The sequence below is a fragment of the Aliidiomarina indica genome (assembly GCF_015354615.1).
Lineage (GTDB): Bacteria > Pseudomonadota > Gammaproteobacteria > Enterobacterales > Alteromonadaceae > Aliidiomarina > Aliidiomarina indica.
The window spans coordinates 610,051-635,208 of record NZ_JACAVQ010000001.1 but is presented as its reverse complement, the minus strand read 5'-3'; the positions used below and the strand labels follow the sequence as shown (position 1 = coordinate 635,208).

The following is a 25,158-nucleotide window of genomic DNA, read 5'->3' as shown; positions in this document are numbered from 1 at the left end:
GCCCGCATCAAGCGGGCCTTCTTCGTAACAATGGTTGTGTAGGTTTATTCTGCGTTTTGCTGAATTTCACCTTCCATTTCTTCAAACTCACGGCCAACGGACGATTGCGGTTGTGCTGTGATACGGCTCACCACAATTATCGCCAAGGTTGCCATAATTACCCCAGGCACCATTTCATATAAATGGGTGGAAAGTGGGGCACCGGCAATAGGCACATAGATCCAGAACAATACTGTGAATGTTCCCGTAACCATGCCTGCTAAAGCACCCCAGCGTGTCATCCGCTTCCAGTACAAACTTAAGATAATTAATGGACCAAAGGCAGCACCGAAGCCAGCCCAGGCATTACCTACCTGTGATAACAAGTTTTGACTAGGATTGAGCGATAGCGACACTGCAACAATTGCGACCAGAAGTACGGAAACGCGACCTGCTAACACTTGCTCTTTATCTGACGCGTTACGGCGCAAGAAGGCTTTATAAAAGTCTTGTGTAAGCGAGCTTGACGTCACTAGCAATTGCGAAGAAATCGTACTCATAATTGCGGCCAAAATTGCTGCAAGTAAGAAGCCGCCGACCAAGGGGTGGAACAGAATTTGCGACAACACAATAAAGATGGTTTCGCTATCCGCAAGTTGTCCGCTTTCGGTCAGATATGCGGCTGGACCGAGATCACCAGAGTGGGTCGCCATATAGGCTGCACCAATAATCCCGGTAAACATGGCGCCGATCAGGGCGATAATCATCCAACTCATCCCAATCCGGCGTGCCATTTTAAAGTCGCTTAGGGATTTAATCGCCATAAAACGAACGATAATATGAGGTTGGCCAAAGTAGCCTAAGCCCCAAGCCAGCAGAGAGATTACACCGAGTACTGTGGCACCGTAGAACGGATTGAGCATGGCCGGGCTAATTTGCGTTACTTCGGCAATCACTGGCGCCGAGCCACCCATAATTGATAATGCCGCAATGGGCACCATGATTAAGGCGATAAACATAATACAGCCTTGCACAAAGTCGGTCATACTTACCGCAAGGAAGCCACCAATGAGCGTGTAGGCGACGACCACACCTGCAGTGAGTAATAAGCCGTACTCGTAATTAAGTCCGAATGCGTTCTGGAATAGTGTGCCTCCGGCGTACACGCCAGCGGCTGTATAGAGCGTAAAGAAGATAATAATCACTAAAGCGGAAACCAAGCGGAGTGCGCGCGAGGTATCTGCAAAACGATTTTCAAAGTAGTCAGGTAGAGTAATGGAATCTTTGGCAATGTAAGTGTAGCTGCGCAGGCGAGGGGCGACGACGCGATAGTTTACATAAGCGCCGATGACCAAGCCGATGGCAATCCAGATCTCACTAAAACCGGCCACAAAAAAGGCGCCTGGAAGACCCATTAGCATCCACCCGCTCATGTCCGAGGCACCTGCCGATAAAGCGGTCACACCAGGGCCCAAGCGGCGTCCACCTAACATATAGTCGGAAAGGTCGCTGGTGGATTTGAAATAGCCATAAACGCCAATACCGAGCATGGCTATAAAGTACAGCACTAGGGAAATTATTGTTCCGGTTTCCACATTAAAACTCCTGTGTTGTGTCGCATTTATTATCGTTATTAAACGTGCGAATCGTTGTTGCACTTCGTGGCGCTCGCAGCTTGAAACACTGTAAACACGCGCAAAACGGGCCTTACGCTATCAAATCAACAGGTTTTCCTCAAGGTAAGTATTCCTGATTGCGCCATACGTCCATCTGAGTGCGCTCATCGCCTGACCAGATTACGAGAGATTTAACTCCGAGAGCAATAGACTTTGCGTATAGCGATGTTCAGGAGCGTTAAAGATATCATCGACGTGACCGTGTTCTAAGATTTCACCATCTTGCATAATAATTACATCGTCTGCTAAGTGGCGCACAATCTCTGGGCTTTGACTGATAAACACATAGGACATTTTCAAGTCGCTTTGCAGGTCAAGCAGCAGATTTATGATTTGCGCACGCACCGATGAATCAAGCGTAGCAAGGGCTTCGTCGGCAACCAACAGCTGCGGATTTAATATGATGGCCCGGGCAATACTCACTCGCTGCTTTTGGCCAGTGGACATCATATGTGGGTAGAAAACCATGTGCTCCGCAAGCAAACCTACTTGTTGTAAGGTATGAATGACGCGCTCTCGCCGCTGATTATGATTGAGCCCTGTATTAAATTTCAAAGGCTCTTCAAGTTGATCACCAATGGTTAAATGGGGGTTAAGTGACGCCTCGGCATCCTGAAATACCATGCGAATATGTTGCGCACGTTGGCGATAGTTATCTGCCTGCAAGCGCTGTCCATTTAAGATAATTTCGCCCCGGGTCGGCTGAATGGCACCGGAAATCAATCCAGCTAAGGTTGACTTGCCCGAACCATTTGCCCCCATAATTGCGAGTGTTTTGCCTGCTTCAACATTAAAGCTGGTTGGCTTTAAGGCCTCTATTTTCTTGCGCTTTAGCAAGCCTGAACGCTGGATATAGGTCTTCGCAAGATCGCGGACTTCGAGTAAAGGCTTCATGCGTCGTCCTCTAGGTTCAAGGGATAGTGACAGGCAAAACCACGGTCACGCTTTTTACTGAAGCCTGGTGTTTGTACACATTTTGGACGGGCATAAGCGCAACGCGGGCCGAGGCGACAGCCGATCGGCAAATGCTGCATGCTTGGCTCAGTGCCCGCGAGGGTAGGTAGCCGTGAACGCGGCGGACGCTGCGCTTGCCGATAAAGTGAGGTATTCAGTAGGGCTTCAGTGTACGGATGATGGGGTTGATCGAGCAACTCTCGGGTATTGCCGGATTCCATCACCTGACCACTATAAATCATAGTTAAGCGTTCAGTTTCTTTCATAATCGCGCCAAGATCTTGGCTGATCAATAAGATCGACATACCGTAACGGGCATGGAATTGCGCAAGTAAACGATATATTTGTTGGCGGGTAGCCGGTTCCATGGTGCTTGTCGGTTCGTCGGCAATAAGTAGTTTAGGGCGGTGCGCAATAGCACTGGCAATCATAATCTTTTGTGCCGCGCCTTCCGAAAGCTCATGAGGGTAACTCTCGAGCATATTGCTGTGTTCTTTAATGCCCACCCGATGCAATAGCTGAACCACACGCTCTTTACGTTGCTTGCGCCGCGCTAGGAATCCGCCCGTTAAATCTTGATCAAGCACCGCTTCTTGCAACTGTTCACTTATGGTCAAATTCGGGTCCAAATAGCTCTTCGCATCTTGAAATATCATAGCGATATCGACACCGATAATGGCGCGTCGCTGCTTGGCTGTGAGGTTCAATAGGTCGTGTTCTTCAAACCACAATCGATCCGCTTGAATATGCCAACTATCGCTTAGAAAGCCCATTATGGCACGTGCGATAAGGCTTTTTCCGGAACCGGATTCACCCACTAAGGTGTGAATTTCACCTTCATTTATTTGCAGATTAACGCGCTCAAGAACGTTCACCCGACCCGTTGGCGTATCTTTGGCAATGGTTAGATTGCGAATATCCAACAACATATTAGCGCTCCAACTGACGGTTGATAGCGACTCGTAGGGTTTCGCCAACGAGATTTACACTGACTAGTGTAAGAAATAGAGCCAATCCGGGTAACGCCATAATCCATGGGGATACGTAGGCGACTTCTAAACTTTGTGCCAGCATGGATCCCCATTCTGGGGTGGGCGCTTGCGCACCCAATCGGAGGAAACCGAGCGCAGCAATGTCGAGGATGGCGACGGATAGGCCAATGGTAAATTGGACCACAAGCACTTTAATAATGTTGGGGAATATCACATGGGACAATAGATAAAACTGGCTAACACCATTGAGCTTACTTGCCGTGACATAGGCACGTTTCTGCTCATCATGAACCGCGTTTCTGGTGACGTGCAAAAACTGAGGAATAAGCACTAAGCCGATAGCAATTAACGCATTGTTGAGTCCGGGGCCTAATATTGCCACGATAATGAGCGCTAGCAGCAACGATGGAATGGACATTAAGACATCAAGTAGATGTTTTAATGTTGAACTCTTCACACCCACGGTCATTGCGGCCGCTGCTCCTAGGGCAATACCGATGGTGGCTGAGATTAATACCACCAAAATAGGCAGCCCAAAGCTATAGCGGGCACCATAGATGATGCGGGTAACCATATCGCGCCCGAGTTCATCGGTACCCAAGAGGAACCGGATATTTCCCGATTCTGACCAAGCGGGTGGTAATGAGATTGCGTCTATAAACTGTTCATTGGCACCATAGGGGGTAAGCAACGGCCCGATAAGGGTCAGCACGCTAATAAATAACAGCATGTACAGCGCGGCCATTGCTAAAGGTTTGCTTTTAAACTCCAGCCAGACCATTTCCAACGGGGCTGGGCTGCGCTCTTCGTAATACAGGTTAGTTTGCGCCATACAAATCCTTCCTTACTTGCGGATAGCGCCATGCGTGAAAGATATTAAGTGCTATCGTAATCAGCAAGATCACTGCAGAGATAACTAACAAGCCCCCTTGAATCACCGGATAATCCCGCTCATAAATACTGCGAACAAGCCAGCTGCCAAGCCCAGGCCACGAGAAGATAACTTCGATAATCATGGTATTGGTGATCAGCAAGCTAATTAAGGCACCAATTTGCCGCATAACATGCTGCATCGCATTAGGTAGCGCATGATTCCACAGGACACGGGCGATCGATAGGCCTTTTGCATAACCCGAGGTGATATAGTTTTGGCTTAACACATCAAGCATCGAGTTCCGCATCAGGCGAATAATCAGCATCATGGGCATGATGGCAAGAATACACACGGGCAATATCATGTGCAGGAAAGCACTGTGAAGCGCCTCGGTCATGTGTTCGGGTTGTTCCAAAAGAATATCAAGGATTATAGAGCCGCTGCGTGGGGTGATTTCATAAAGCGGATTGATCTGTCCGGCTATGGGCACAAGACCCCATTGAATCGCTATGATCAGAATAGCGATTTGTGCGAACCAAAATACGGGAATGGAATAACCGGACAAACTAATGGTGAGTATGGTGTGGTCAACCGCTTTACGGAAATAAAGGGCGGCAAGGACACCGAGAGGAATACCTAACACAATCGCGATAACAAAAGCGATAAGAGCGATTTCTAACGTTGCCCCAAAGCGCAAGGCAATTTGCTCAAATACAGGTTCACCATCCAACAAGGATAGTCCCCAGTCACCGCGAAAGAGGTGGCCGAGATAGGCTGTGTACTGATTCACGATACCCGCTTCAGCTGCCCGAGCCTCCGCAGTTTCGGCAAATCGAATATCTTCTGGGAAAATACCACTGGTGTTGGTAATAAAATCACCGGAAAACCAATGACCAAGGCTAAAAGCCAGAAGCGTCAGTAACCATAGAGTGACTAGCAGCAAGCTTAGTTGCCTTAGCAGATAGCGACTCATGGTTGCGACTCCTCAGATTCCGGAAGCTGCGGCAAAGTGCGATAAATACCGCGCAACTGGACACCACCAAAGGGCGACAGTGCGGTACCTTGTAAATCATTGCGAACTGCTTGGAATCGAATGCTGTGGGCAATGGGCACTAACGGAATCTCAACCGCTAAATATTCTTGGGCTTGTCGGTAGAAATGGCTTCGTACCGATTGATTGGTACTGCGAATCGCTGCATTTAATAATTCATCGAACATGGGGTCACACCACAAAGCTCGATTCGCGCCACTTTCTTTTGCAGCACAGCTCAATAGTGGTCGGAAGAAATTATCCGGATCAGCATGATCAGCAGACCATCCTATCAACACACTGTCGTGTTCACCTTCTGCCAGACGGCGACGAAAGGTCGACCACTCGTAGGTGACAATTTGCGCTTGAATCCCAACCCGTGCGAGATCAGATTGGATTCGTTCAGCCATCAATCGCGCATTTGGGTTATAGGCTCGCTGAACCGGTAAGGCCCAAATTGACATGCTGAAACCATTGGGATAACCGGCTTCGGCAAGTAATCGACGCGCTCGCTCCGGATCATACGTATAGGCATCGGGTTGTGGTGCATGCGCCCACGATGAATCGGGTAAAATGGAATCGGCGCGCACCGCATGGCCAAAATAAACGGCACGGAGCAGTGAGTCGCGGTCAATGGCATGGGCCAAAGCTTGCCGCACTAAGGGATCATCAAAAGGCTCTCGAGTTGTATTAAAGGCCCAAAACGCAGTGTTCGGACTCGTCGTTTGCTGCACATCAATAGCGGCTTGCTGTTTTAACCAATCCACGTCGCGGGCTGGGGGATAGGGGGAAATGTCGCAATCGCCAGTAAGGAGCATCAACATGCGCTTGTGGTCACTTTGGGTGATGCGAAATACCAATTGTTTCATTAGCGGAACTGACCGCCAATATTCGTCATTACGGTAGTAACGCACATAGACATCTTTGCGAAAACCGGCAAACTTGAACGGACCAGTGCCCACTGGGTATTGATCAATTAACTCCGGCGTTCCTTCTGCGAGCAAATGCTCCCCGTATTCAGCGGACAACACTATAGCGAAATCAGACGCTAAATTGGCTAAAAACGAGCTGTCGGGTTGTTTTAAGCGAATCACCAAGGTATCGCTCGTGGGAGCGTCGATGGATTCAATTAAGCTTGGGACACCGGAACTGGTAAAGAACGGATAACCGCGACCTGAAACAAAATGATACGGATGCTCACGATCAAACCAGCGCGAGAAAGAAAACAGCACATCTTCTGAGGTTAATGGCCGATTCGGCGTAAAATAGGGGGTTGTATGAAACTGAACATCGTCACGCAGGCTAAATTGATATACCAACCCATCGTCTGAGACGTGCCAGTCATGCGCTAAGCCGGCGACAAAATCTTGTGCTTCAGCATCGTATTCAATCAGCCGATCATACAGTTGCGCGGCGGTCATATCGAGGGTGGTGCCGGAGGTGACTAATTGCGGGTTGAACGATTCAGGATTGCCTTCAGCACAATAAAGTAAGCCGTCTTGGGCCATCGGGTGCTCGGAAGGAGAACATCCACTCAAAGCAAAGCCAAAACAACAAACGGCAACGGCTTGTTTTAGATGGCGGGGGAGGCGGGTCATGGTGCCGTGCATATTAATCATCTTTGCCGGTGGCCTCGAGCAATTGGTACTTTTTTAAGTATCCGCGTAGTTGATGATAGGTTAAACCAAGCAACTCTGCTGTCTTCTTTTGATTAAATTGGCAATGGGAAAGGGCATCGTTAAGCACCTGAGTTTCGAAATTCTGGGTGAGTTCTTTGAAATCAACCGGTGTGTGGATTTCAGGCAATGCAAAACCGCGGCCATTCGTTAAGGATCCTGCGTGCGTTACAGTCGCACTATCGGCTTCTGTCGGCGTCTTCTGCCCCTGCGGCTCTTCGGGTTTCTGAGCGCCGTTCGATGGCTCGCTCGCTATTGCAGCGCGCTTACGAATGGCTTCAGTGGGACGCCAAGGACTCGCAAAAGGATCGAAAATAATGTCATGTAGTGGCAGTTGCGCTGAGTTTAGCCGATAAAGACTGCGCTCGATGACATTTTTTAATTCCCGTACATTGCCGGGCCATGCGTAATCAAGTAACGCATCTTTCGCCTGTTGGGTAAATCCAGCAAAGCACTCCATGCCTAACTCGCGGGCCATTTGGATTGCGAAATGTTCAGCCAAAATAAGAATATCCTCGCGACGGTGGCGAAGCGGTGGCAGGGTAATGACATCAAAGGCTAAACGATCTAAGAGATCCGCGCGAAATTCTTGACGGGCCGCAAGGGCAGGTAAATCTTCGTTAGTTGCAGCAATAAGACGGACATCGACTTTTACCGGGCGACTGCCACCGACACGCTCAAACTCACCATATTCAATAACGCGCAGGAGTTTTTCCTGTACGGAAGGAGAGGTATTGGCAAGTTCATCAAGAAACAGAGTGCCTTTATCCGCACGCTCAAACCGCCCTTCATGTTTCTTGGACGCGCCCGTAAAGGCACCGGATTCATGGCCAAACAGTTCACTTTCCAGGAGGTTCTCGTTGAGTGCAGCACAGTTGAGCTTGAGATAGGCTTGTTCCCAACGACTCGACAGATAGTGGAGGCGGGCGGCAATAAGCTCTTTGCCGGTACCACGCTCACCAATAATCAACACGGGTTTGTCGAGGGGCGCTAAGCGCGACACATGCTCGAGCATTTCAAGAAAGCTATTGGATTCCCCAATAAGATTTTCGTTATCACGAAAACGGGCCATCGCTGACGTCCTAGTTGGCTAAATTCACTAATTATTAGTCTAATTGTTTATCTTTCACAATGCTTGTGTTCCATGTATTTTTTTAAGCTACACAGTGAAACCTACATTTTTTCAGTGTTTTATTGGTATTTTTAAAAGTTGGCACGCTTCCTGCTAGTACTCTTTAGTGAAGGGCCATTTTATTAAATCCATGGCCTTACAAATTAAAGAGCACTTAGACGAGGTAAATATTATGGGTATTTTTTCACGCTTCACAGATATCGTAAATGCGAATTTGAACGCATTATTGGATAAAGCAGAAGATCCACAAAAAATGGTGCGTCTGATCATTCAGGAAATGGAAGACACATTGGTGGAAGTACGTTCAGTGTCTGCTAAAACACTTTCTGAAAAGAAAGATTTGAATCGCCAACTTACTCGTCTTGAAAACGAAGTAGTTGAATGGGAACGCCGTGCTGAACTTGCATTAGGTAAAGAGCGCGAAGATTTAGCGCGCCAGGCATTGCTTGAGAAAGCAAAACTGGAGGAAACTATCAATGCGCTACACGATGAGATTCAGCGGGTAGATGACCATGTTGAACGCTTGTCCGGTGAGATTGGCCAATTGCAGGAAAAATTGTCTGATGCAAAAGCCCGTCAGAAATCGATTCTTATGCGCGAGCGCACCGTAAGTTCACGCTTATCGGTGAAGAAAACGCTTGATAGTGGCAAGGTTGATGATGCCATGTACAAGTTCGAGCGCTATGAAGCCAAGATCGATGACCTAGAATCACAAGTAGACGCTTATGATTTGGGTAAGAAGACCTTAGCTGATGAATTCCGTGCGTTAGAAAGCGAGAATCGTGTTGATGCTGAGCTTGAAGCGCTAAAAGAAAAGCTAAAAGGTAAGAAATCAGACTAAACTTACGGTTCTGGAGCAGGATTAGCTGCTCCAGCCCATATCAAACATAAGAAAAGGGGTTAGGGCGATGGGTGAGATGGAAGTTGCAGTGTTTGGCATGATCATGACGCCGCTTATACTCTTTGTTATTTTTGTGGCACCCATTTGGGTCATTCTCCACTATCGGAGTAAGCGCAAAATTAGCGAAGGGATGAGTCAGGAAGACGCAGAACTGGTGCGTGAACTAGCCGCCAAAGCTGAAGATATGAAAGAGCGCATCCGTACGCTAGAGAGCTTACTCGATGCCGAGCACGCGAACTGGCGTAAAGATAACCGTTAAGGAGCGAGCAATGACTGAACGTAAAAAAACGCTGCTGCGGGATCCGAAACGAGGCAAAATCGGTGGTGTATGTGCAGGCTTGGCGCGCCATTTCGGCTGGGAGCTGTGGGTTGTACGCATTATCGCTGTTACCGCTCTCGTACTGGCTTCAAAAGTAACCTTAGTGGCCTATATCATTGCCTGGGTAGTGCTCGATAAGGGCACCGATAGCGTAAGTTCACCGCCGGAACCACGCACACTGAGAGAAGAAACACGGATTGAGCAAACCGCGGATGGCCGGACTATTGAAGTAAAAACGAAAGTGTGGGAAGCGGGTAAACCACCCCGCGAGGCCTTAGGCCAGATCGCAAAACAGTTCTCCGAGATGGAAACATCGGTTCGCAAAATGGAAGAATACGTTACATCGTCGGAATTCCGTGTACGACAGGAAATTAACCGCCTGTAGGCCGATACCCGCTGGCCGACTAAGAAAAACCCCGCCTCTTGAGCGGGGCTTTTTATTTCTGGGTGGAAATTAAACCTTACAGTTATAGCTGGTAGGAACACTGTGCTTTTATTGCTGAGGTTCGAACCGCTGCCTTAAGCTAGGCGTCCTACATAATAATAACAACCCTTAAAGTTGAGACAACGGCATGGCGAAAGGTAGTTCGATGCATCAAGATACATTGGTTATTCATGGTGGTGAATATATTCAGGAGCCGTATGGTTCACTGACCACGCCCTTGTATCAAACTTCCACCTTTGTATTCCCTGATGCAGAAACAGGTGGGCGACGTTTCGCTGGCGAAGAATCCGGCTATATGTATTCGCGTTTGGGTAACCCGACGGTGAATCAACTAGAAAGTCGCGTGGCCGCGCTGGAAGGGATGGAGGCTGGTGCTGCAGCAGCAACAGGGATGGGCGCCGTTTCAGCCGCTACCTTAGCGTTCCTCAAGGCCGGCGACCACGTAATCGCCTCCGACTGCATTTACGGTTGCAGCTTCGCGTTATTTAGTCATTTGTTTGAACGCTTTGGTATTCATGTTGATTTTGTCGATATGACCGACCAGCATGCCTTGGAAAGCGCCTTTCGTGACAACACCAAAATCGTATTTTTAGAGACGCCCGCTAACCCGCACCTGCGCTTAATTGATTTAACCATGGTGGGCGACGTTTGCCGCTCGCATCCGCAGGTACGTATGGTGGTTGATAATACCTTTATGACCCCATTGTTGCAGCGCCCAGGCGAGTTTGGCGCGCATATCGTGGTGCATAGTGCGACCAAATATTTAAATGGGCATGGCGATGTGGTTGCTGGCGTAATTACGGGCTCTGCTGAAGATATTCACCTGATTAAAATGACCACATTGAAAGACATGGGCGCAACGATGTCACCCCATGATGCATGGTTAATTATTCGTGGTCTGAAAACTCTGTCGGTGCGTATGGAAAAGCATTGTGAGAATGCGCGCCACGTCGCTAATTTCTTAAGAGATTACCCTGGCGTCAGCCAAGTTTTTTACCCTGGATTTAACGATCATCCAGGACATGAGTTGATCGGTCGACAGATGAAGAGCGCAGGGGCGGTGATTGCGTTTGAATTAGACGCCGGCTATAACGCCGCTGTGCAAGTACTTAATAAGTTAGAAATGATTCGTGTCGCTGTAAGTTTAGGCGATGCCGAGAGCTTGATTCAGCATCCGGCATCCATGACACATTCGCCACTCAGCCCTGACGCGCGTGCGCGTGCAGGTATCACTGATGGCTTAATTCGTATCTCAGTTGGGCTTGAGCATGTGGACGACATTATTGCTGATTTACAGCAAAGCCTTGATCGCGCTTTAAATGCGCCACACGCGAAACTAACAGCAGTATAGGAAGGAGTTATGGGTAAAAAGAACAGCAAATACGTTTCTCGGCAGCCTGACGAACAGGGCATTATTCACTGGAGCGATGAAGAGAACCAGGTGTGGCACGATCTTGTCCAGCGTCAGTTGGAGATTATTCCTGGAAAGGCCTGTGATGAGTACATGGAAGGTTTACGCCTGCTTGATATGCCGATGGATCGCATTCCGCAGCTCCATGAGATTAATAAAGTACTGATGGAAACGACGGGTTGGCAAGTGGCTCAGGTGCCCGCGTTGATCCCGTTCGACGAATTCTTTCGGTTACTTGCGAATAAGCAATTTCCTGTAGCGACATTTATTCGCACCCGGGAAGAATTTGATTACCTGCAAGAACCCGATATTTTTCACGAAATATTCGGTCATTGCCCACTGCTGACGAACCCAGCATTTGCCCACTTTACCCATCAATACGGTAAGCTAGGCTATGCAGCGTCGCCAAAAGAGCGCGTTTACTTGGCGCGCCTGTACTGGTTCACGGTGGAATTCGGACTGTTAAAAACCAAAGAAGGGCTGCGCATTTATGGTGGGGGCATTATATCGTCTCCGGGCGAAACCCGTTATGCGCTCGAAAGCGATACGCCAGAGCGCAAGCCACTGAAGCCGCTTGATGCGTTACGCACGCCATATCGCATTGATATTATGCAGCCGATCTATTACACCATTAATGATGTAAACGAGCTGTTTGAAATAGCGGATATGGATATTATGGCCATGGTGGAGGAAGCAATGGAGTTAGGTTTGTTCGAGCCTAAGTTTCCACCGAAACCCAAAGATGCCGCTTAAGTCATTTGTTTTAGTATAATTGTGTTTAACGCGATTAATTATCTCAATAGATGGTGTGCTAGCGCGCATCGAAACAGGAAAAAAGCATGTCTGATTTAAAAGAAATGAAGTGTGAGGCCTGTCAGGCCGGTGCGCCTAAGGTCAGTGACGACGAACTGAAAACTTTGATGCGCGAAATCCCTGATTGGGCGCCCATCGTGCGTGATGATGTAATGCAACTGGAGCGTGTGTATAAGTTTAAAAACTTTAAGCAGGCTTTGGCATTTACCAATAAGCTAGCGGAACTGGCGGAAGCTGAATTCCATCACCCAGGTATTTTCCTTGAGTGGGGCAAAGTGACCGTTACTTGGTGGACCCACGCGATTGGTGGCTTACATAAAAATGATTTTATTATGGCTGCCAAAACGGATGCGCTTTTAAACGACTAAGCGCACATGTCATTCGTCGAAAATCAGCAGCAAGCGATCCGCTTCTGCTGATTTTTTGTTGCTGAACCTGTATAATTTTATTTACAGTTAATTCAGGAACTCGATACTTACATGCGTTTGGAAATCACCTGTTCAGATCGTCTAGGCCTATGTCAGGATATTCTGACAATTTTGCGTGAAAATGAAATTGATCTTAAGGGTATTGAGGTCGATCCTGTTGGCAAAATATTTCTAAGTTTCCCCACCATTGAGTTTTCTGAATTTCAGATGCTCATGTCGAAAATTCGACGTATTCCCAATGTGCAAGATGTGAAAACCATTCCTTACATGCCCACCGAGCGTGAACATTACGAATTTAATTTGCTCCTGTCGACGTTACCCAATCCCGTGATATCCCTTGATTCCCGCGGCCGGGTAGACATCATTAATAGTGCGGCTGCGACCTTGCTCGATGCGGACAAAGAGGAATTACGCGGTGAACAAGTCAACGATCTGTTAGGTGGGTTCAATTTACAGCGTTGGCTGGAAAAAGAGCCTTCTGAGCCGACTACCGATTATATCCGCATCGGATCGGCGAATTATCGTGCAAGCGTTTTACCCATTTGGGTGAATGACGCTGAGGGTGAGCCCGCATTTGCCGGTGCAGTCTTGCATTGTCAATCTGAACCTATGCCGACAAGACCTGGCAACACAGGCTCGGTATCACCCTTTAGTCATGTGCTTACCCAACACGCGAGTATTAAGCGTTTAGTGAAAGACGCCGAACGTATGGCTCAGCTCGATGTGCCTTTGTTGATTGAAGGGGAAACCGGGGTTGGTAAGGAATTGATAGCGCGGGCGTGCCATCAAGCCGGCAATCGGAGTCAGCAGCCTTTTCTGGCGGTAAATTGCGGCGCCTTGCCTGACAACGTGGCAGAAAGTGAGTTATTTGGTTACGGTGCCGGCGTGTTTAATCACCATCCCCAAGGCAAAAAAGGGATTTTCGAGCAAGCCAATGGCGGCACTGTGCTGCTTGATTCTGTCGGTGATATGTCACAAGAGCTGCAAGCGAAGCTCTTGCGCTTCTTGGAAGATGGAACCTTTCGTCGAATTGGCGAAGAACAAATGGTGGCGGTCGATGTGCGTCTTGTTTGTCTGGCACGGGGCGAACTGTTTGAGCGGGTTGAGGATGGAAGCTTCCGAGAAGATCTGTATTACCGGCTGAACGTATTATCGTTGCAGTTGCCACCCTTGCGTGAGCGAAAGGGTGACGTACTCTTGCTTGCTGAGCACTTTGTCCAGAAGTTCTGTCAGCAGCTACAGCGTGCACCGATACGCCTGTCCGCGTCCTGCAAAGATTATTTAAACCAATACAGTTGGCCGGGCAATGTACGGCAGCTCGAAAACACGCTATTTCGCTCTATCTCTATGCTCGAACGAGACACCCTCGAACCCAGTGATATTAATTTGCCCGACGTGCCTGCCATTGCCGAGTCATTGGCTATCGATCTGGATGAAGGTAGTCTGGAGGATGCAGTAAAGCGGTTTGAAAGTACTTTATTACGTCGTCTCTATCCAAGCTATCCGAGCACGCGTCAGCTTGCGCGCAAGTTGGGGCTAAGCCACACAGCAATTGCAAACAAGCTACGGGATTACGGAATCGGCAAGCAACGTAAGCGTTAGTGGGAAACGCAAGCTGTAACAACGTACACAATTCATGCCACTTCGGAACGCTTTTGTAATGATTTATTTACAAAAGTAACCCGAAGTGCTGCATTCTCACCTGAAGTAAACTAATGTTTACATATGTCTTAGTGTCACGCTGTCGCACTTTCATTGGCGCCCCCTAGCCGTGATGGGGCCGTTCGCGATACAACAACAGTGCGAACTTATAACTAAAGCGGTATGCCTACGGGGGTATCGCACATAAAGAGAGGAATACTCGTCATGACTGATCATACAATTAATCCTTTAGGTACCGATGGATTTGAATTCGTTGAGTACACAGCGGCAGATGCCAAGGGCATCGATGCGCTTAAAACGCTTTTCACCCAACTTGGTTTTACAGAAGTTGCTAAACATCGCCGCAAAGACGTGTGGTTGTTTAAGCAAAACGACATTAACTTCATTGTGAATGCGCAGCCATCATCGCAGGCAGAGAGCTTTGCCCGTGAGCATGGTCCAAGCGTATGCGGAATGGCATTTCGAGTGGCTGATGCAAATAAAGCAATGGCCCATGCTCTTGCCAACGGCGCGAAAGAATTTAAGCCAGATGTTGGCGCCATGGAATTGAATATTCCAGCGATTTATGGCATCGGCGAGAGCGCCCTGTACTTTGTTGACCGTTACGGTGATAAAACCATTTATGATGTGGATTTCCAGTTCTATGACAACTGGGAAGCGTCAATGAATGACCACGAAGTAGGCATGGACTATGTCGATCATCTCACCCATAACGTATTCCGTGGCAACATGGACGTGTGGGCAGGCTTCTACGAGCGGATTGGTAACTTCCGTGAAGTGCGTTATTTCGATATCGAGGGCAAACTGACCGGATTATTGAGCCGCGCCATGACCTCTCCTTGCGGAAAGATTCGTATACCTATTAATGAATCCCATGATGACAAGTCGCAAATTGAAGAATATTTGAAAGATTACAACGGCGAAGGCATTCAGCATATCGCCATGTCTACCGACGATATCTACCACACAGTGCGTACTTTACGTGAGCGTGGTATGGAGTTTATGTCGACGCCAGATACTTACTACGACAAGATTGATGAGCGTGTAGAAGGTCATTCAGAAAGTGTTGATGAGTTGCGTGACCTGCGCATTCTTATCGATGGCGCGCCCATGAAAGATGGTATTTTACTGCAGATCTTTACCAAAACTGTGATTGGTCCGGTGTTTTTCGAGATCATTCAGCGCAAGGGTAACGAAGGATTTGGTGAGGGTAACTTCAAAGCACTGTTCGAGTCGATCGAGGAAGATCAGATTCGTCGAGGAGTATTAAGCGATGCGTAAGTGGATCTCTTTCCCGAAGCAGGTGGGCACGGCGTCACGCCAAGCGCACGCTGACTTCCCGAAGGAAGCGATTTACGAACGAGAAGCTGGCCGCAGTGGTTTTTTCGGACCAGCAACGCACTTCCATCACACCCATGCCCCGACGGGCTGGAGTGATTGGGAAGGGCCGTTACGTCCACGCTGCTTCGATTTTAACCAGCTCAATGGTACAGATACGGCGTCGCCTTGGTCGGCGCCGAACTTGCTCTTTAATGCACATTGCAAGTTTCGAATCTGGCACTTAGATGCGCCGATGAAACGTTTGGCGCGTAATGCTGATGGCGATGATTTACTTTTTGTGCACGAGGGCGCAGGCGAACTCTTTTGCGATTATGGTCATCTGACGTTGCGGGATGGCGACTATGTTGTGATTCCTCGTTCCACGAACTGGCGCATTGAACCGACATCGCCCATGCAGTTACTGATGATTGAAGCCACCAATGGTGCCTACCAATTACCGGAAAAAGGGCTGGTGGGAAATCATGCGATTTTCGATCCCGCATGCCTTGATATCCCAGAAATTGATGAGGCTTTTAAAGCCCAGTACTCGGAAGACGAATGGCAAATTGAAGTAAAGCGCCATGGTCAAGTGTCGTTGGTGACCTTCCCGTATAATCCACTGGATGCAGTGGGTTGGCACGGTGACTTAGCCCCAGTACGAATTAATTGGCGGGATATTCGGCCATTAATGAGTCACCGCTATCATTTGCCACCATCGGCCCACACGACCTTTGTGGCGGAGCGGTTTGTGGTGTGTACATTTGTACCACGTCCGATTGAAAGCGACCCAGGTGCGCTTAAAGTGCCGTTTTATCATAACAACGACGATTATGATGAGGTGCTATTTTACCATGCGGGTGACTTCTTTAGTCGAGACAATATTGACCGCGGTATGGTCACGTTCCATCCGGCTGGTTTTACCCACGGTCCGCACCCGAAGGCCTTTAAAGCAGGTCAGGAATATAAAAAGAAATTCACCGACGAAGTTGCTGTCATGCTCGATACGCGCGATTCATTAGAAGTGGGCGAGCCGGCAGTGAGCGTTGAAAATCCAGACTACGTGAATAGCTGGAAGGAGAAAAAGGAATGAAATTAGCCACGTATCGTGACGGTACCCGAGATGGCAAACTTGTTGTGGTGAGCCGCGACTTATCCCGTGCAGTTGCTGTTCCTGAAATCGCAGCGACTATGCAAATGGCGATTGATCGTTGGAACGATCTAGAAAGCAAACTAAAAGAAGTGTACATCGCGCTAAATAACGGCAAATTAAGCGATGACATGGCGTTTGATGAGAGTCAATGCGAAAGCCCGCTGCCAAGGGCTTTCCAATGGGCTGATGGTAGTGCTTATGTCAATCATGTGGAGTTAGTTCGTAAAGCCCGTGGTGCTGAAATGCCACCCAGCTTTTGGGAAGACCCTCTGATGTATCAAGGCGGTTCTGACGCTTTTATTGGTCCGCGTCAAGATATAGAGCTCGGCTCAGAAGATTGGGGCATCGATTTTGAAGGTGAGGTTGCGATTATCACCGATGATGTACCTATGGGTATTCAGGCCGAAAATGCGCGCCAGCACATTCGCCTGTTGATGTTGGTGAATGACGTGTCATTGCGCGGTTTAATTCCAAATGAATTGGCAAAAGGCTTCGGCTTTTTCCACTCCAAGCCGAGTTCGGTTTTTTCACCTGTCGCGGTCACGCCCGATGAGCTTGGGGCATCGTGGCAAGACGGGAAAGTTCATCTGCCTCTGCGGTCTACTTACAATGGCGAATTATTTGGCTATCCGAACGCCGGTGAAGATATGACGTTTAATTTCGATCGCTTAGTACAGCACGCAGCGGCAACGCGTCCATTGTGTGCCGGCACTATTATTGGCTCAGGCACAGTATCGAACAAGCAGGGCACAGAACACGGCAGCGCCGTTCCTGAAGGGGGTGTCGGCTACAGTTGTATCGCTGAGATTCGCATGATCGAAACCATTCGTGATGGCAAACCCAGTACGCCCTTTATGAAATTTGGCGATACCATTCGCATCGAAATGCTGGATGGCGAAGGCCAGAGTATTTTCGGCGCAATCGACCAAAAAGTTGTGAAATACGCAGGGCCTGATGCATGAAGTTATACGGCTACTGGCGCTCTTCGGCAAGTTACCGAGTGCGGATTGCATTGAATCTCAAACAGATTCCTTACCTAACCGTGCCGGTACATTTGCTAAAAGACGGTGGCGAGCAAAAGTCCGCCGCTTATCAGCAGCTCAATCCGGCCCGTTTAGTGCCAACATTGGTCACCCCAGAAGGGGAGCACCTCAACCAATCACTCGCTATTATCGAGTATTTGGAAGCGCTATGTCCTGAGCCGCGATTGATCCCTGCGGACCCATTGATGGCGGCTCGGGTGCGTACCCTTGCGCTGGATATGAGTGCCGACTTACAACCCATTACCAATTTGCGTATCCTGCAATTTCTCACAGGTGAGTTAAAGCAAACGGACGACGTTAAGTTGAACTGGATTCATCATTGGGTAGGGCAGGCGTTTACGGCGTTCGAGCAGCGATTAGTTGACACCGCTGGGCGCTATTGCGTGGGTGATGAAGTGACGTTGGCGGATATTTGTTTAATACCGCAGGTGTACAATGCTGAGCGATTTGGCATTGATATGGCAAAGTACCCGCGAATTCAACAGATTGCGGCGGCACTCAATGAGCTTCCCGCGTTTATTGCAGCGCGTCCTGAAGCACAAGTGGATGCAAACACATAGAAATTACAGCGTATTCTCGAATCTTCGGTGATTTAACGCACATTTCACTCAAAATAGCCCGTGATGACTCGTCATTTACGGGCGTTTTTGCTTAAATAGCGTTGAAAACTCTGAACTTCAGACTTATTCCCATTACAAGGAATGCAGGAATGAAAACAAAAATTACAATAGCCATTGCCGCGGCTCTCATGACGGTCGCGTGTGCCGGCTCAGAGCCTCTGGCACAAGGGTCATCACAGACCGCGTCGACAACGCCACAAATGGCATCACAAACGGTAACCATCAGCGCTCAGGATTACGCTGAGAACACTGCACCTATTACCATGACACAAATCATGGCTGATCCGGACTGGCTGGGCCGTGCTCCAGAGAACGCTTATTGGTCGTGGGATGGACGCCATGTATTATTTGACCGTAAGCGCGAGGGCAGCCCCCAGCGTGACCGTTTTATCCGTTCTTTAACGGAGGGTGGTAATGGCTCCGCTGTGCCTCTTTCCGATTTGCATCAACATGCGTATGCAAGTGGTGTGTACAACCAAGAGCGCACCCTTAAAGCGTATATTTTTGAGCGCAATATCTATCTTCTAAGCACAGAGACAGGTTCAGTTACGCAACTCACGCGGGACAGTGCCAATAAAGCAGACGTGCAATTCCTTGTAGATGGTCGCTTAAGCTACCGCTCGGGCAACGATTTCTATGCCGTGAACCTGGCGACTGGCTTTACCGAGCAATTGGCATCGTTGCAGTTACAAGATGCACCAAAACCGGTGAAAGATCCTGCGGATATTTTGATGCAGGAAGAAATTGACCTGATTGAATATAATCGTATTCAACGCCGGATACAGCAGGAACGCTTTGATGACCAACAGCGTTTGCAGCAAGAAAACCCGAGTCTGGCACCGTCGCCCATCTATCTTGGACGAAATCAGCAGATCGTTGAAGTAAGTTTAGCGCCTACGGGGGATCGCTTAATTGTGGCTCTGACCGAACCACAAACTTGGCGTGACGACGGTGATCTGATGCCTCGTTACGTGACCGAGACTGGACGCATTGAGAACCAAGATGTGCGCCGTCGAGTTGCCGATGCAAAACCTGTGCATCACAAACTGTTCCTAATTGATTTGACGACCGGTGAGAAATCGGAACTAAGTTACGAATCACTGCCAGGTTGGAACGAAGATGTATTGCGTTCTGTCCGTGAGGAAAACTACGCGGCCCGCGGTGAAACTTACGTGAGTGAGCGTAAGCCTCGTGCTATTGGCGTGATGCCGCGCTGGTCAGCGCCAGAAGGAAACATTATCTGGAATGCAGACGGCAGTGCGGTGGTCATGATGTTACGGGCATGGGATAACAAAGATCGTTGGATCGCGACCGTTGATTTACGCCGAGGCCAACTACAGTCGCAACACCGCTTGCATGACGAGGCGTGGATTAATCGCGACTTCAATGCCTTTAACTGGTTGCCTGACAGCAATCAAATTTGGTTTTTGTCGGAAGAATCAAATTATTCTCACTTGTATATCCGTGATTTAGATCGCGGTACCACGCGAGCGGTCACGTCAGGTCGCTATCTTGTGGATCAAGTTACTTTAAATCGTGCAGCGGATACCTTCTACTTCCAAGCCAACAAAGAACATCCGGGAATTTTTGAGATTTACCGAGTGCCTGTTGCTGGTGGCGATGTTGAACGTTTAACGCACCTTGAAGGTATCACCAGCTATGCCCTTAGCCCGGATGAGTCACGTTTATTGCTAACTCACAGTAGCGCATTGTTACCGCCTGAACTCTATGTACAAACCACGGAGTCGGGCGCTACCGTAACGCGGTTAACGGAAACGGTAACCGATGAATTTTTGGCGATGCCTTGGCCTGCACCTGAAATCGTACCGGTGCCTTCAAGCCACGTCGAAGATCCCATCTATAGCCGCGTGTATGTTCCAGATAATTTTGACCCAAATCGCGCGGAACCCTATCCAGCCGTTGTCTTTATCCACGGTGCAGGCTATTTGCAAAATGCGCATGCAGGTTGGTCGAATTACTTCCGCGAGTTTATGTTCCACAGTAAGTTAACTCAGCAAGGCTACGTGGTTCTCGATCTCGATTTCCGTGGCTCTGCCGGCTATGGAAGAGATTGGCGCACCGCTGTGTATCGTCAAATGGGTACGCCGGAAGTAGAGGATCTTGTTGATGTGGTTGCCTGGATGGGTGAGCATCGCAATGTAGACGTCGAACGTGTGGGCACTTATGGTGGTTCATACGGTGGCTTCCTCACCTTTATGGCCCTGTTTAATGAACCAGGCTTATTCAAGGCAGGTGCGGCGTTACGGCCGGTGACGGATTGGGCTCATTACAATACCGGCTACACATCAAACATCCTGAACTTACCTCAGGACGATATGATTGCCTATCGTCGCAGTTCACCAATTTACTTCGCTGAAGGTCTCGAAGACGCCTTATTGATTAGTGCGCCTATGGTTGATGCGAATGTATTTTTCCAAGATTCAGTGCGCTTAGTTCAGCGCTTGATTGAGCTGGAAAAAGAGAATTTTGAAACCGCTATCTTCCCAGTGGAAGACCATGGCTTTGTGCAACCATCCAGTTGGTTGGATCAATACCGCCGCATCTATAAGTTGTTTGAAGATAACTTAAAATAAAGTGCGGTAGCCGCTACGACGGTGTAAGCAATACAAGCAAAAGGCCCGCTGCAAAGTGAAGCGGGCCTTTTTTGATTGTTGCATAGCAATAAAGGAATGCTTAAGAGCGAAGTACGTCTTTGGGCCGTCGCTGCAAGCCAGGAACCGCAACCAGTCCGCCTAAAGCACCGCCAAGATGCGCAAGATAGGCGATTTCTGCATCTAGATAAGGGTCATATTGACCTGCACCCATCATATCCACCACCAGTTTCGCCACTAAACCCGCCAATACCGCGAAACCCCATTTATTCTTACGGCGCACCATGACAGCACCGGCATAAGCAACGATACCGTGAATAATGCCGGAAAAGCCGACAAAGTAAGGGGTGTCTGATAACACCAATGGCAACAGCGCGGCAAACAAGGCAGAAAATGCCACCACATTGACAAGTAAACGCCCGTGAACAACGGGCTTAAAGATGATGGCAACCAAGATAAAGGCCAGTACATTCATGAATAAATGGAAGCTGTTCAAATGCACCAAGTGAGTGGTAAATAAGCGCCATGCTTGGCTAAATACGCCTTCCTGTTGCAGGCTCAGTGCCGCGTGAGTGGCAGGTAAAATGTGAATAACGAAAAGGACTAAAACAATGATTGCGGGAGCTAAGTATGGACGGAGCAAAGAAATAAGTGAGTTCATAGTTATTTTACCTACAGGAATAATTATCCCTATGATAACTTTAATTACAAAGGTTCCGCAAAAGCATAAGTGAGGTTTGTGTATGTTGAAATTCTGGTTTGGGCACCGCGCCAATGGCAATCGTCTTTTTATCATCGGTGCGGGAGTGTTTGCTCTATTGTTAAGTGCTTGCACGCCGACCACGGAACAACGCGAGGCTTATGAACCAGAAGCTGCGACGGGATGGGAAACACGAACTGCCACAACAGCACAGCAGCACATGGTCGCTGCTGCCAATCCGTTGGCTGTTGAAGCAGGATTAGCCGTGCTCCGCGAGGGCGGCACCGCCATTGATGCTGCGGTCGCGGTCCAAGCCATGTTAACTCTCGTCGAACCCCAATCATCAGGTATTGGTGGTGGGGCATTTCTATTGTACTGGGATAATGAATCCCAGCAATTGCACTCGTTAGATGCCCGTGAAACCGCGCCCATGGCGGCAACTCCTGAATTATTCTTAGACGATGAGGGGAATGCACCACGCTGGATAGATGCTGTTGTCGGTGGCCGCTCGGTGGGAACACCATCGGTCATGCGCGGGTTAGAAGCTGCTCACCAACGCTGGGGGCAATTGCAATGGTCGCGTCTATTCGATGAGAGTATTGCGCTTGCGGACGCCGGTTTTGAAGTGTCGCCACGCTTAGCGCAATTAATCGCGCTGGAATTTAATCCAGGACTAGGAAAGATGCCAGCAAGCCGAGCGTACTTCTTTCCTGACGGGCAACCTTTACAGGCAGGCCAGCGTCGCGATAACCCTGAACTCGCCAATACATTCCGAGCATTAGCAGAGCAGGGGGCGGATGCCCTACACACGGGACCTATTGCAGAAGATATCGTGCGCGCTGTACAAGAAAGCCCAATTGCGCCCGGTTTACTGAGTATGGAAGATCTTGCCGCTTACCAACCGGTGTGGCGGGAACCTGTATGTGGGCGCTATCGCGTATACCAGATTTGTTCCATGGGGCCACCTAGCTCAGGTGGCATTACCTTGCTACAAACCATGGGCTTGTTGGAACCATTTGCTTTGCATCAGTTACCCGTCAACGGTGAAGAGGCCCTGCATTACTTTACACAGGCATCCCGGCTTGCCTTCGCAGATCGTAATCGCTATATCGCCGATGAAGACTACGTTGAAGTGCCCTTAACTGCATTGCTTGATCGGGATTATTTGGCGATTCGCTCTCAGTTAATTGGCGAGCGGGATATGGGGCTGGCCCAGCCAGGGGAACTTGCTGACCTTGCCCGTAGCGACGATCAATCGCTCGAACTGCCGAGCACTAGCCATTTTAGTATTATTGACCAATACGGGAATGCTGTATCCATGACCACCACCATTGAAATGGGATTCGGCTCAACCGTCATGACGCGCGGCTTCCTGCTTAATAATCAACTGACCGATTTCTCCTTGGTTCCCGAAGTAGATGGGGTTCCCGTAGCGAACCGGGTCGAGCCCGGCAAACGACCCCGTAGTTCGATGTCGCCGGTGATCGTATTTAGTGGAGAGGACAAGGAGCTGTTACATGTACTTGGGTCCCCGGGTGGCCCCCGAATTATAAATTATGTAACGCAAACCCTTATTGGGGTGCTTGATTGGGATTTAGATATCCAGCAAGCCATGGATCTACCGCGCGTGACCAATATGAATGGCGTAACCAGTTTAGAAACCGATGCCAATATGGAAGCCATTCAACAAGCGCTAGAAGCGCGAGGGCATCGGGTCGAGATCAGAAGTTTGAATAGCGGCCTGCATGGAATCTCAGTTACCGCAGATGGCCTGGTTGGCGGTGCAGATCCTCGCCGTGAAGGCAGCGCACAGGGTGATTAATGCCCTCAAATACTGAGATAGGTTTAACAAATAAGTAAGGGAAACAGACAATGAGTGAGACCATTTTTACAAAGATTATTAATCGAGAAATCCCCGCGGATATCGTCTATGAAGACGATCGGGCGTTGGCATTTAAAGATATTAATCCGCAAGCGCCCGTTCATTTATTGATTATCCCCAAGCAGCCGATTGCCACGGCAAATGCGATCACGCAGGATGATCGGGAAGTTGTTGGGCATTTGTATTGGGTGGCTGGAGAAATAGCGCGCCGGGATGGTTTTGCCGACGATGGTTATCGTTTGGTGATGAACTGCAATGATGATGGTGGCCAAACCGTTTATCATATCCACGTGCATTTGCTCGCAGGTAAACCGTTAGGCTGGCCACCGTATCAGGAAAGAAAGAAATCAGCGCTTTAGAACCAGCCCCTTCAAGTACCACCCCTCGGGATAATGAATTCCGACGGGGTGATCAGGCGCTTGTTGCGTGCGGTCGATAATTTTTAGGTCAACCTTAGCGTCTAAGCAGCCATCTGCAACGACTTTTTGGAACAGTTCGGAACTCAGTAGGCCCGAGCAAGAAAATGTCATCAGGATGCCGCCAGGGTTTAATAAGCTCGCTGCTAACCGGTTGATGTCTTTATAGCCGCGACATGCGCGATTCAGGCTTTGCTTGGAATCGACAAACTTTGGCGGATCAAGAACAATGACATCAAAGGTTTCGCCTTCATCTACAAATCGACGTAGCTGCTCAAATACGTCCGCTTTTAAATATTCAATCACACCTTCGCGTATGGGGTTTAGACTCTCGTTGAAGCGCGCCATCTCAAGGGCATCTTCAGATACATCAACGTTGATCACGCGATGGGCACCAGCAAGGGCCGCATACAGGCCAAATCCACCGGTATAGCTAAAGCAGTTAAGCACCGTTTTACCCTTGGCGTATTGCTGCACCTTTTTGCGGGCATCACGCTGGTCGAGGTAATAACCGGTTTTGTGCCCAGAGCGCACGTCGACTGCCAGTTTTACACCGTATTCGTCGATGACGATGGGCGCAATGTCGCTGCGCCCACGGCGTGGGCCAGTTGCTTTGGCGAGGCCTTCCTTACTGCGCACGTCAACATCAGATCGTTCATACACGGCGCAATCTGGAAAGAGCTCAGCAAGGGCATCGTAGATCGCTTCTTCCCAGGTAGCGGCACCGGCGGAGAGCAATTGCACGACTAACACATCATCATAGCGGTCAATAGTTACACCGGGTAAACCGTCAGACTCCCCAGCGACCACGCGATATGCATTGGTATAGGGGCATACCTCGCGCTCGCGCAAGCGGTGGGCGGTTTGGATGCGATCAATAAAAAAATCGGCATTGATGTGCCGGCCCCGAGTGAAACTCCATACTCGGGCTCTAATTTGCGATGAGGGCGAGTACGCCGCAACCGCTAACCATTCGCCTTTGTCTGAATAGACATCGACGGTCTCGCCTAGTGTCGGTTTGCCGACTATTTTTGCGATGGCACCACTGAAAATCCACGGATGCCGCCGCAGAAGTGACTTCTCTCGACCTGGCTTAATAATAATGCGGTTGCTCATCGCTGTG

23 protein-coding genes are annotated in these 25,158 nt (G+C 49.1%); 14 read left to right on the top strand and 9 right to left on the bottom strand.

Features of this window, described 5'->3' with window-relative positions; genetic code table 11:
• Positions 1-44: 44 nt before the first annotated feature.
• The 7 genes from putP to pspF form a co-directional block, all read right to left on the bottom strand.
• Entirely contained in the window at positions 45-1,574 is a 1,530-nt protein-coding gene (gene putP, locus HXZ99_RS02880; RefSeq protein ID WP_194755753.1) for a sodium/proline symporter PutP, read from the bottom strand.
• 201 nt (positions 1,575-1,775) lie between these two features.
• A complete protein-coding gene (locus HXZ99_RS02875; protein ID WP_194755752.1) occupies positions 1,776-2,549 on the bottom strand; it encodes an ATP-binding cassette domain-containing protein in 774 nt (257 codons plus the stop codon).
• Entirely contained in the window at positions 2,546-3,538 is a 993-nt protein-coding gene (locus HXZ99_RS02870) for an oligopeptide/dipeptide ABC transporter ATP-binding protein (protein WP_194755751.1), read from the bottom strand. The genes HXZ99_RS02875 and HXZ99_RS02870 overlap by 4 nt, the downstream gene beginning before the upstream one ends.
• A 1-nt stretch (position 3,539) precedes the next feature.
• Positions 3,540-4,433, bottom strand: coding sequence for an ABC transporter permease subunit (locus HXZ99_RS02865; RefSeq protein ID WP_194755750.1), 894 nt, complete (start codon positions 4,431-4,433; stop codon positions 3,540-3,542).
• Positions 4,420-5,448, bottom strand: a complete 1,029-nt coding sequence (locus HXZ99_RS02860) for an ABC transporter permease (RefSeq protein WP_194755749.1) — start codon at positions 5,446-5,448, stop codon at positions 4,420-4,422. The genes HXZ99_RS02865 and HXZ99_RS02860 overlap by 14 nt, the downstream gene beginning before the upstream one ends.
• On the bottom strand, positions 5,445-7,124 hold the full coding sequence (locus HXZ99_RS02855; protein ID WP_228517514.1) for an ABC transporter substrate-binding protein: 1,680 nt from the start codon (positions 7,122-7,124) through the stop codon (positions 5,445-5,447). Before HXZ99_RS02855 ends, HXZ99_RS02860 begins: the two co-directional genes overlap by 4 nt.
• Positions 7,117-8,253, bottom strand: a complete 1,137-nt coding sequence (gene pspF / locus HXZ99_RS02850; RefSeq protein ID WP_194755748.1) for a phage shock protein operon transcriptional activator — start codon at positions 8,251-8,253, stop codon at positions 7,117-7,119. Before pspF ends, HXZ99_RS02855 begins: the two co-directional genes overlap by 8 nt.
• Positions 8,254-8,485: 232 nt before the next feature.
• On the opposite strand from pspF, the gene pspA reads away from it, so the two are divergent.
• The 12 genes from pspA (at position 8,486) to HXZ99_RS02790 (ending at position 21,019) form a co-directional block, all read left to right on the top strand.
• Positions 8,486-9,154 (top strand): phage shock protein PspA, encoded by a 669-nt coding sequence (gene pspA, locus HXZ99_RS02845; protein WP_194755747.1) that lies wholly within the window; start codon positions 8,486-8,488, stop codon positions 9,152-9,154.
• 67 nt (positions 9,155-9,221) lie between these two features.
• A complete protein-coding gene (gene pspB, locus HXZ99_RS02840) occupies positions 9,222-9,473 on the top strand; it encodes an envelope stress response membrane protein PspB (protein ID WP_407928486.1) in 252 nt (83 codons plus the stop codon).
• Between the two features lie 10 nt (positions 9,474-9,483).
• Positions 9,484-9,918 carry an envelope stress response membrane protein PspC gene (pspC, locus tag HXZ99_RS02835; RefSeq protein WP_194755746.1) on the top strand — a complete coding sequence of 145 codons (435 nt, stop codon included), beginning with the start codon at positions 9,484-9,486 and terminating at the stop codon, positions 9,916-9,918.
• 187 nt (positions 9,919-10,105) lie between these two features.
• A complete protein-coding gene (megL, locus tag HXZ99_RS02830; RefSeq protein WP_194755745.1) occupies positions 10,106-11,329 on the top strand; it encodes a methionine gamma-lyase in 1,224 nt (407 codons plus the stop codon).
• A gap of 9 nt (positions 11,330-11,338) precedes the next feature.
• On the top strand, positions 11,339-12,142 hold the full coding sequence (gene phhA / locus HXZ99_RS02825; RefSeq protein ID WP_194755744.1) for a phenylalanine 4-monooxygenase: 804 nt from the start codon (positions 11,339-11,341) through the stop codon (positions 12,140-12,142).
• Positions 12,143-12,228: 86 nt separating this feature from the next.
• Positions 12,229-12,570, top strand: a complete 342-nt coding sequence (locus HXZ99_RS02820) for a 4a-hydroxytetrahydrobiopterin dehydratase (RefSeq protein ID WP_194755743.1) — start codon at positions 12,229-12,231, stop codon at positions 12,568-12,570.
• A 111-nt stretch (positions 12,571-12,681) separates the two neighbouring features.
• Complete coding sequence (tyrR, locus tag HXZ99_RS02815) at positions 12,682-14,232, top strand: transcriptional regulator TyrR (protein WP_194755742.1); 1,551 nt, start codon at positions 12,682-12,684, stop codon at positions 14,230-14,232.
• A 264-nt stretch (positions 14,233-14,496) separates the two neighbouring features.
• Positions 14,497-15,573, top strand: coding sequence for a 4-hydroxyphenylpyruvate dioxygenase (hppD, locus tag HXZ99_RS02810; RefSeq protein WP_194755741.1), 1,077 nt, complete (start codon positions 14,497-14,499; stop codon positions 15,571-15,573).
• Positions 15,566-16,702 carry a homogentisate 1,2-dioxygenase gene (locus HXZ99_RS02805; protein ID WP_194755740.1) on the top strand — a complete coding sequence of 379 codons (1,137 nt, stop codon included), beginning with the start codon at positions 15,566-15,568 and terminating at the stop codon, positions 16,700-16,702. Before hppD ends, HXZ99_RS02805 begins: the two co-directional genes overlap by 8 nt.
• A complete protein-coding gene (locus HXZ99_RS02800; protein WP_194755739.1) occupies positions 16,699-17,724 on the top strand; it encodes a fumarylacetoacetate hydrolase family protein in 1,026 nt (341 codons plus the stop codon). Before HXZ99_RS02805 ends, HXZ99_RS02800 begins: the two co-directional genes overlap by 4 nt.
• Positions 17,721-18,365 (top strand): maleylacetoacetate isomerase, encoded by a 645-nt coding sequence (gene maiA / locus HXZ99_RS02795; protein ID WP_194755738.1) that lies wholly within the window; start codon positions 17,721-17,723, stop codon positions 18,363-18,365. Before HXZ99_RS02800 ends, maiA begins: the two co-directional genes overlap by 4 nt.
• A gap of 149 nt (positions 18,366-18,514) precedes the next feature.
• Positions 18,515-21,019 carry a S9 family peptidase gene (locus HXZ99_RS02790; RefSeq protein WP_194755737.1) on the top strand — a complete coding sequence of 835 codons (2,505 nt, stop codon included), beginning with the start codon at positions 18,515-18,517 and terminating at the stop codon, positions 21,017-21,019.
• 100 nt (positions 21,020-21,119) lie between these two features.
• Here the strand turns inward: HXZ99_RS02790 and rrtA are convergent, their stop codons facing one another.
• Complete coding sequence (gene rrtA / locus HXZ99_RS02785) at positions 21,120-21,698, bottom strand: rhombosortase (RefSeq protein ID WP_194755736.1); 579 nt, start codon at positions 21,696-21,698, stop codon at positions 21,120-21,122.
• Between the two features lie 82 nt (positions 21,699-21,780).
• Between rrtA and ggt the strand changes: the two genes are divergently transcribed.
• Both ggt and HXZ99_RS02775 read left to right on the top strand, forming a co-directional pair.
• Complete coding sequence (gene ggt / locus HXZ99_RS02780; RefSeq protein WP_194755735.1) at positions 21,781-23,559, top strand: gamma-glutamyltransferase; 1,779 nt, start codon at positions 21,781-21,783, stop codon at positions 23,557-23,559.
• A gap of 50 nt (positions 23,560-23,609) precedes the next feature.
• Complete coding sequence (locus HXZ99_RS02775; RefSeq protein WP_194755734.1) at positions 23,610-23,978, top strand: histidine triad nucleotide-binding protein; 369 nt, start codon at positions 23,610-23,612, stop codon at positions 23,976-23,978.
• Here the strand turns inward: HXZ99_RS02775 and HXZ99_RS02770 are convergent.
• Complete coding sequence (locus HXZ99_RS02770; RefSeq protein WP_194755733.1) at positions 23,967-25,151, bottom strand: class I SAM-dependent rRNA methyltransferase; 1,185 nt, start codon at positions 25,149-25,151, stop codon at positions 23,967-23,969. The genes HXZ99_RS02775 and HXZ99_RS02770 overlap by 12 nt on opposite strands.
• Between the last annotated feature and the right edge of the window lie 7 nt (positions 25,152-25,158).

Coding starts and splice junctions, on each gene's coding strand:
- HXZ99_RS02805 (WP_194755740.1), top strand. CDS start 15,566: ATGCGTAAGTGGATCTCTTTCCCGAAGCAGGTGGGCACGGCGTCACGC.
- HXZ99_RS02860 (WP_194755749.1), bottom strand. CDS start 5,448: ATGAGTCGCTATCTGCTAAGGCAACTAAGCTTGCTGCTAGTCACTCTA.
- HXZ99_RS02770 (WP_194755733.1), bottom strand. CDS start 25,151: ATGAGCAACCGCATTATTATTAAGCCAGGTCGAGAGAAGTCACTTCTG.
- phhA (WP_194755744.1), top strand. CDS start 11,339: ATGGGTAAAAAGAACAGCAAATACGTTTCTCGGCAGCCTGACGAACAG.
- HXZ99_RS02820 (WP_194755743.1), top strand. CDS start 12,229: ATGTCTGATTTAAAAGAAATGAAGTGTGAGGCCTGTCAGGCCGGTGCG.
- rrtA (WP_194755736.1), bottom strand. CDS start 21,698: ATGAACTCACTTATTTCTTTGCTCCGTCCATACTTAGCTCCCGCAATC.
- tyrR (WP_194755742.1), top strand. CDS start 12,682: ATGCGTTTGGAAATCACCTGTTCAGATCGTCTAGGCCTATGTCAGGAT.
- ggt (WP_194755735.1), top strand. CDS start 21,781: ATGTTGAAATTCTGGTTTGGGCACCGCGCCAATGGCAATCGTCTTTTT.
- pspC (WP_194755746.1), top strand. CDS start 9,484: ATGACTGAACGTAAAAAAACGCTGCTGCGGGATCCGAAACGAGGCAAA.
- HXZ99_RS02870 (WP_194755751.1), bottom strand. CDS start 3,538: ATGTTGTTGGATATTCGCAATCTAACCATTGCCAAAGATACGCCAACG.
- pspF (WP_194755748.1), bottom strand. CDS start 8,253: ATGGCCCGTTTTCGTGATAACGAAAATCTTATTGGGGAATCCAATAGC.
- HXZ99_RS02855 (WP_228517514.1), bottom strand. CDS start 7,124: ATGATTAATATGCACGGCACCATGACCCGCCTCCCCCGCCATCTAAAA.
- HXZ99_RS02875 (WP_194755752.1), bottom strand. CDS start 2,549: ATGAAGCCTTTACTCGAAGTCCGCGATCTTGCGAAGACCTATATCCAG.
- pspA (WP_194755747.1), top strand. CDS start 8,486: ATGGGTATTTTTTCACGCTTCACAGATATCGTAAATGCGAATTTGAAC.
- maiA (WP_194755738.1), top strand. CDS start 17,721: ATGAAGTTATACGGCTACTGGCGCTCTTCGGCAAGTTACCGAGTGCGG.
- megL (WP_194755745.1), top strand. CDS start 10,106: ATGGCGAAAGGTAGTTCGATGCATCAAGATACATTGGTTATTCATGGT.
- pspB (WP_407928486.1), top strand. CDS start 9,222: ATGGGTGAGATGGAAGTTGCAGTGTTTGGCATGATCATGACGCCGCTT.
- HXZ99_RS02790 (WP_194755737.1), top strand. CDS start 18,515: ATGAAAACAAAAATTACAATAGCCATTGCCGCGGCTCTCATGACGGTC.
- HXZ99_RS02800 (WP_194755739.1), top strand. CDS start 16,699: ATGAAATTAGCCACGTATCGTGACGGTACCCGAGATGGCAAACTTGTT.
- HXZ99_RS02865 (WP_194755750.1), bottom strand. CDS start 4,433: ATGGCGCAAACTAACCTGTATTACGAAGAGCGCAGCCCAGCCCCGTTG.
- hppD (WP_194755741.1), top strand. CDS start 14,497: ATGACTGATCATACAATTAATCCTTTAGGTACCGATGGATTTGAATTC.
- HXZ99_RS02775 (WP_194755734.1), top strand. CDS start 23,610: ATGAGTGAGACCATTTTTACAAAGATTATTAATCGAGAAATCCCCGCG.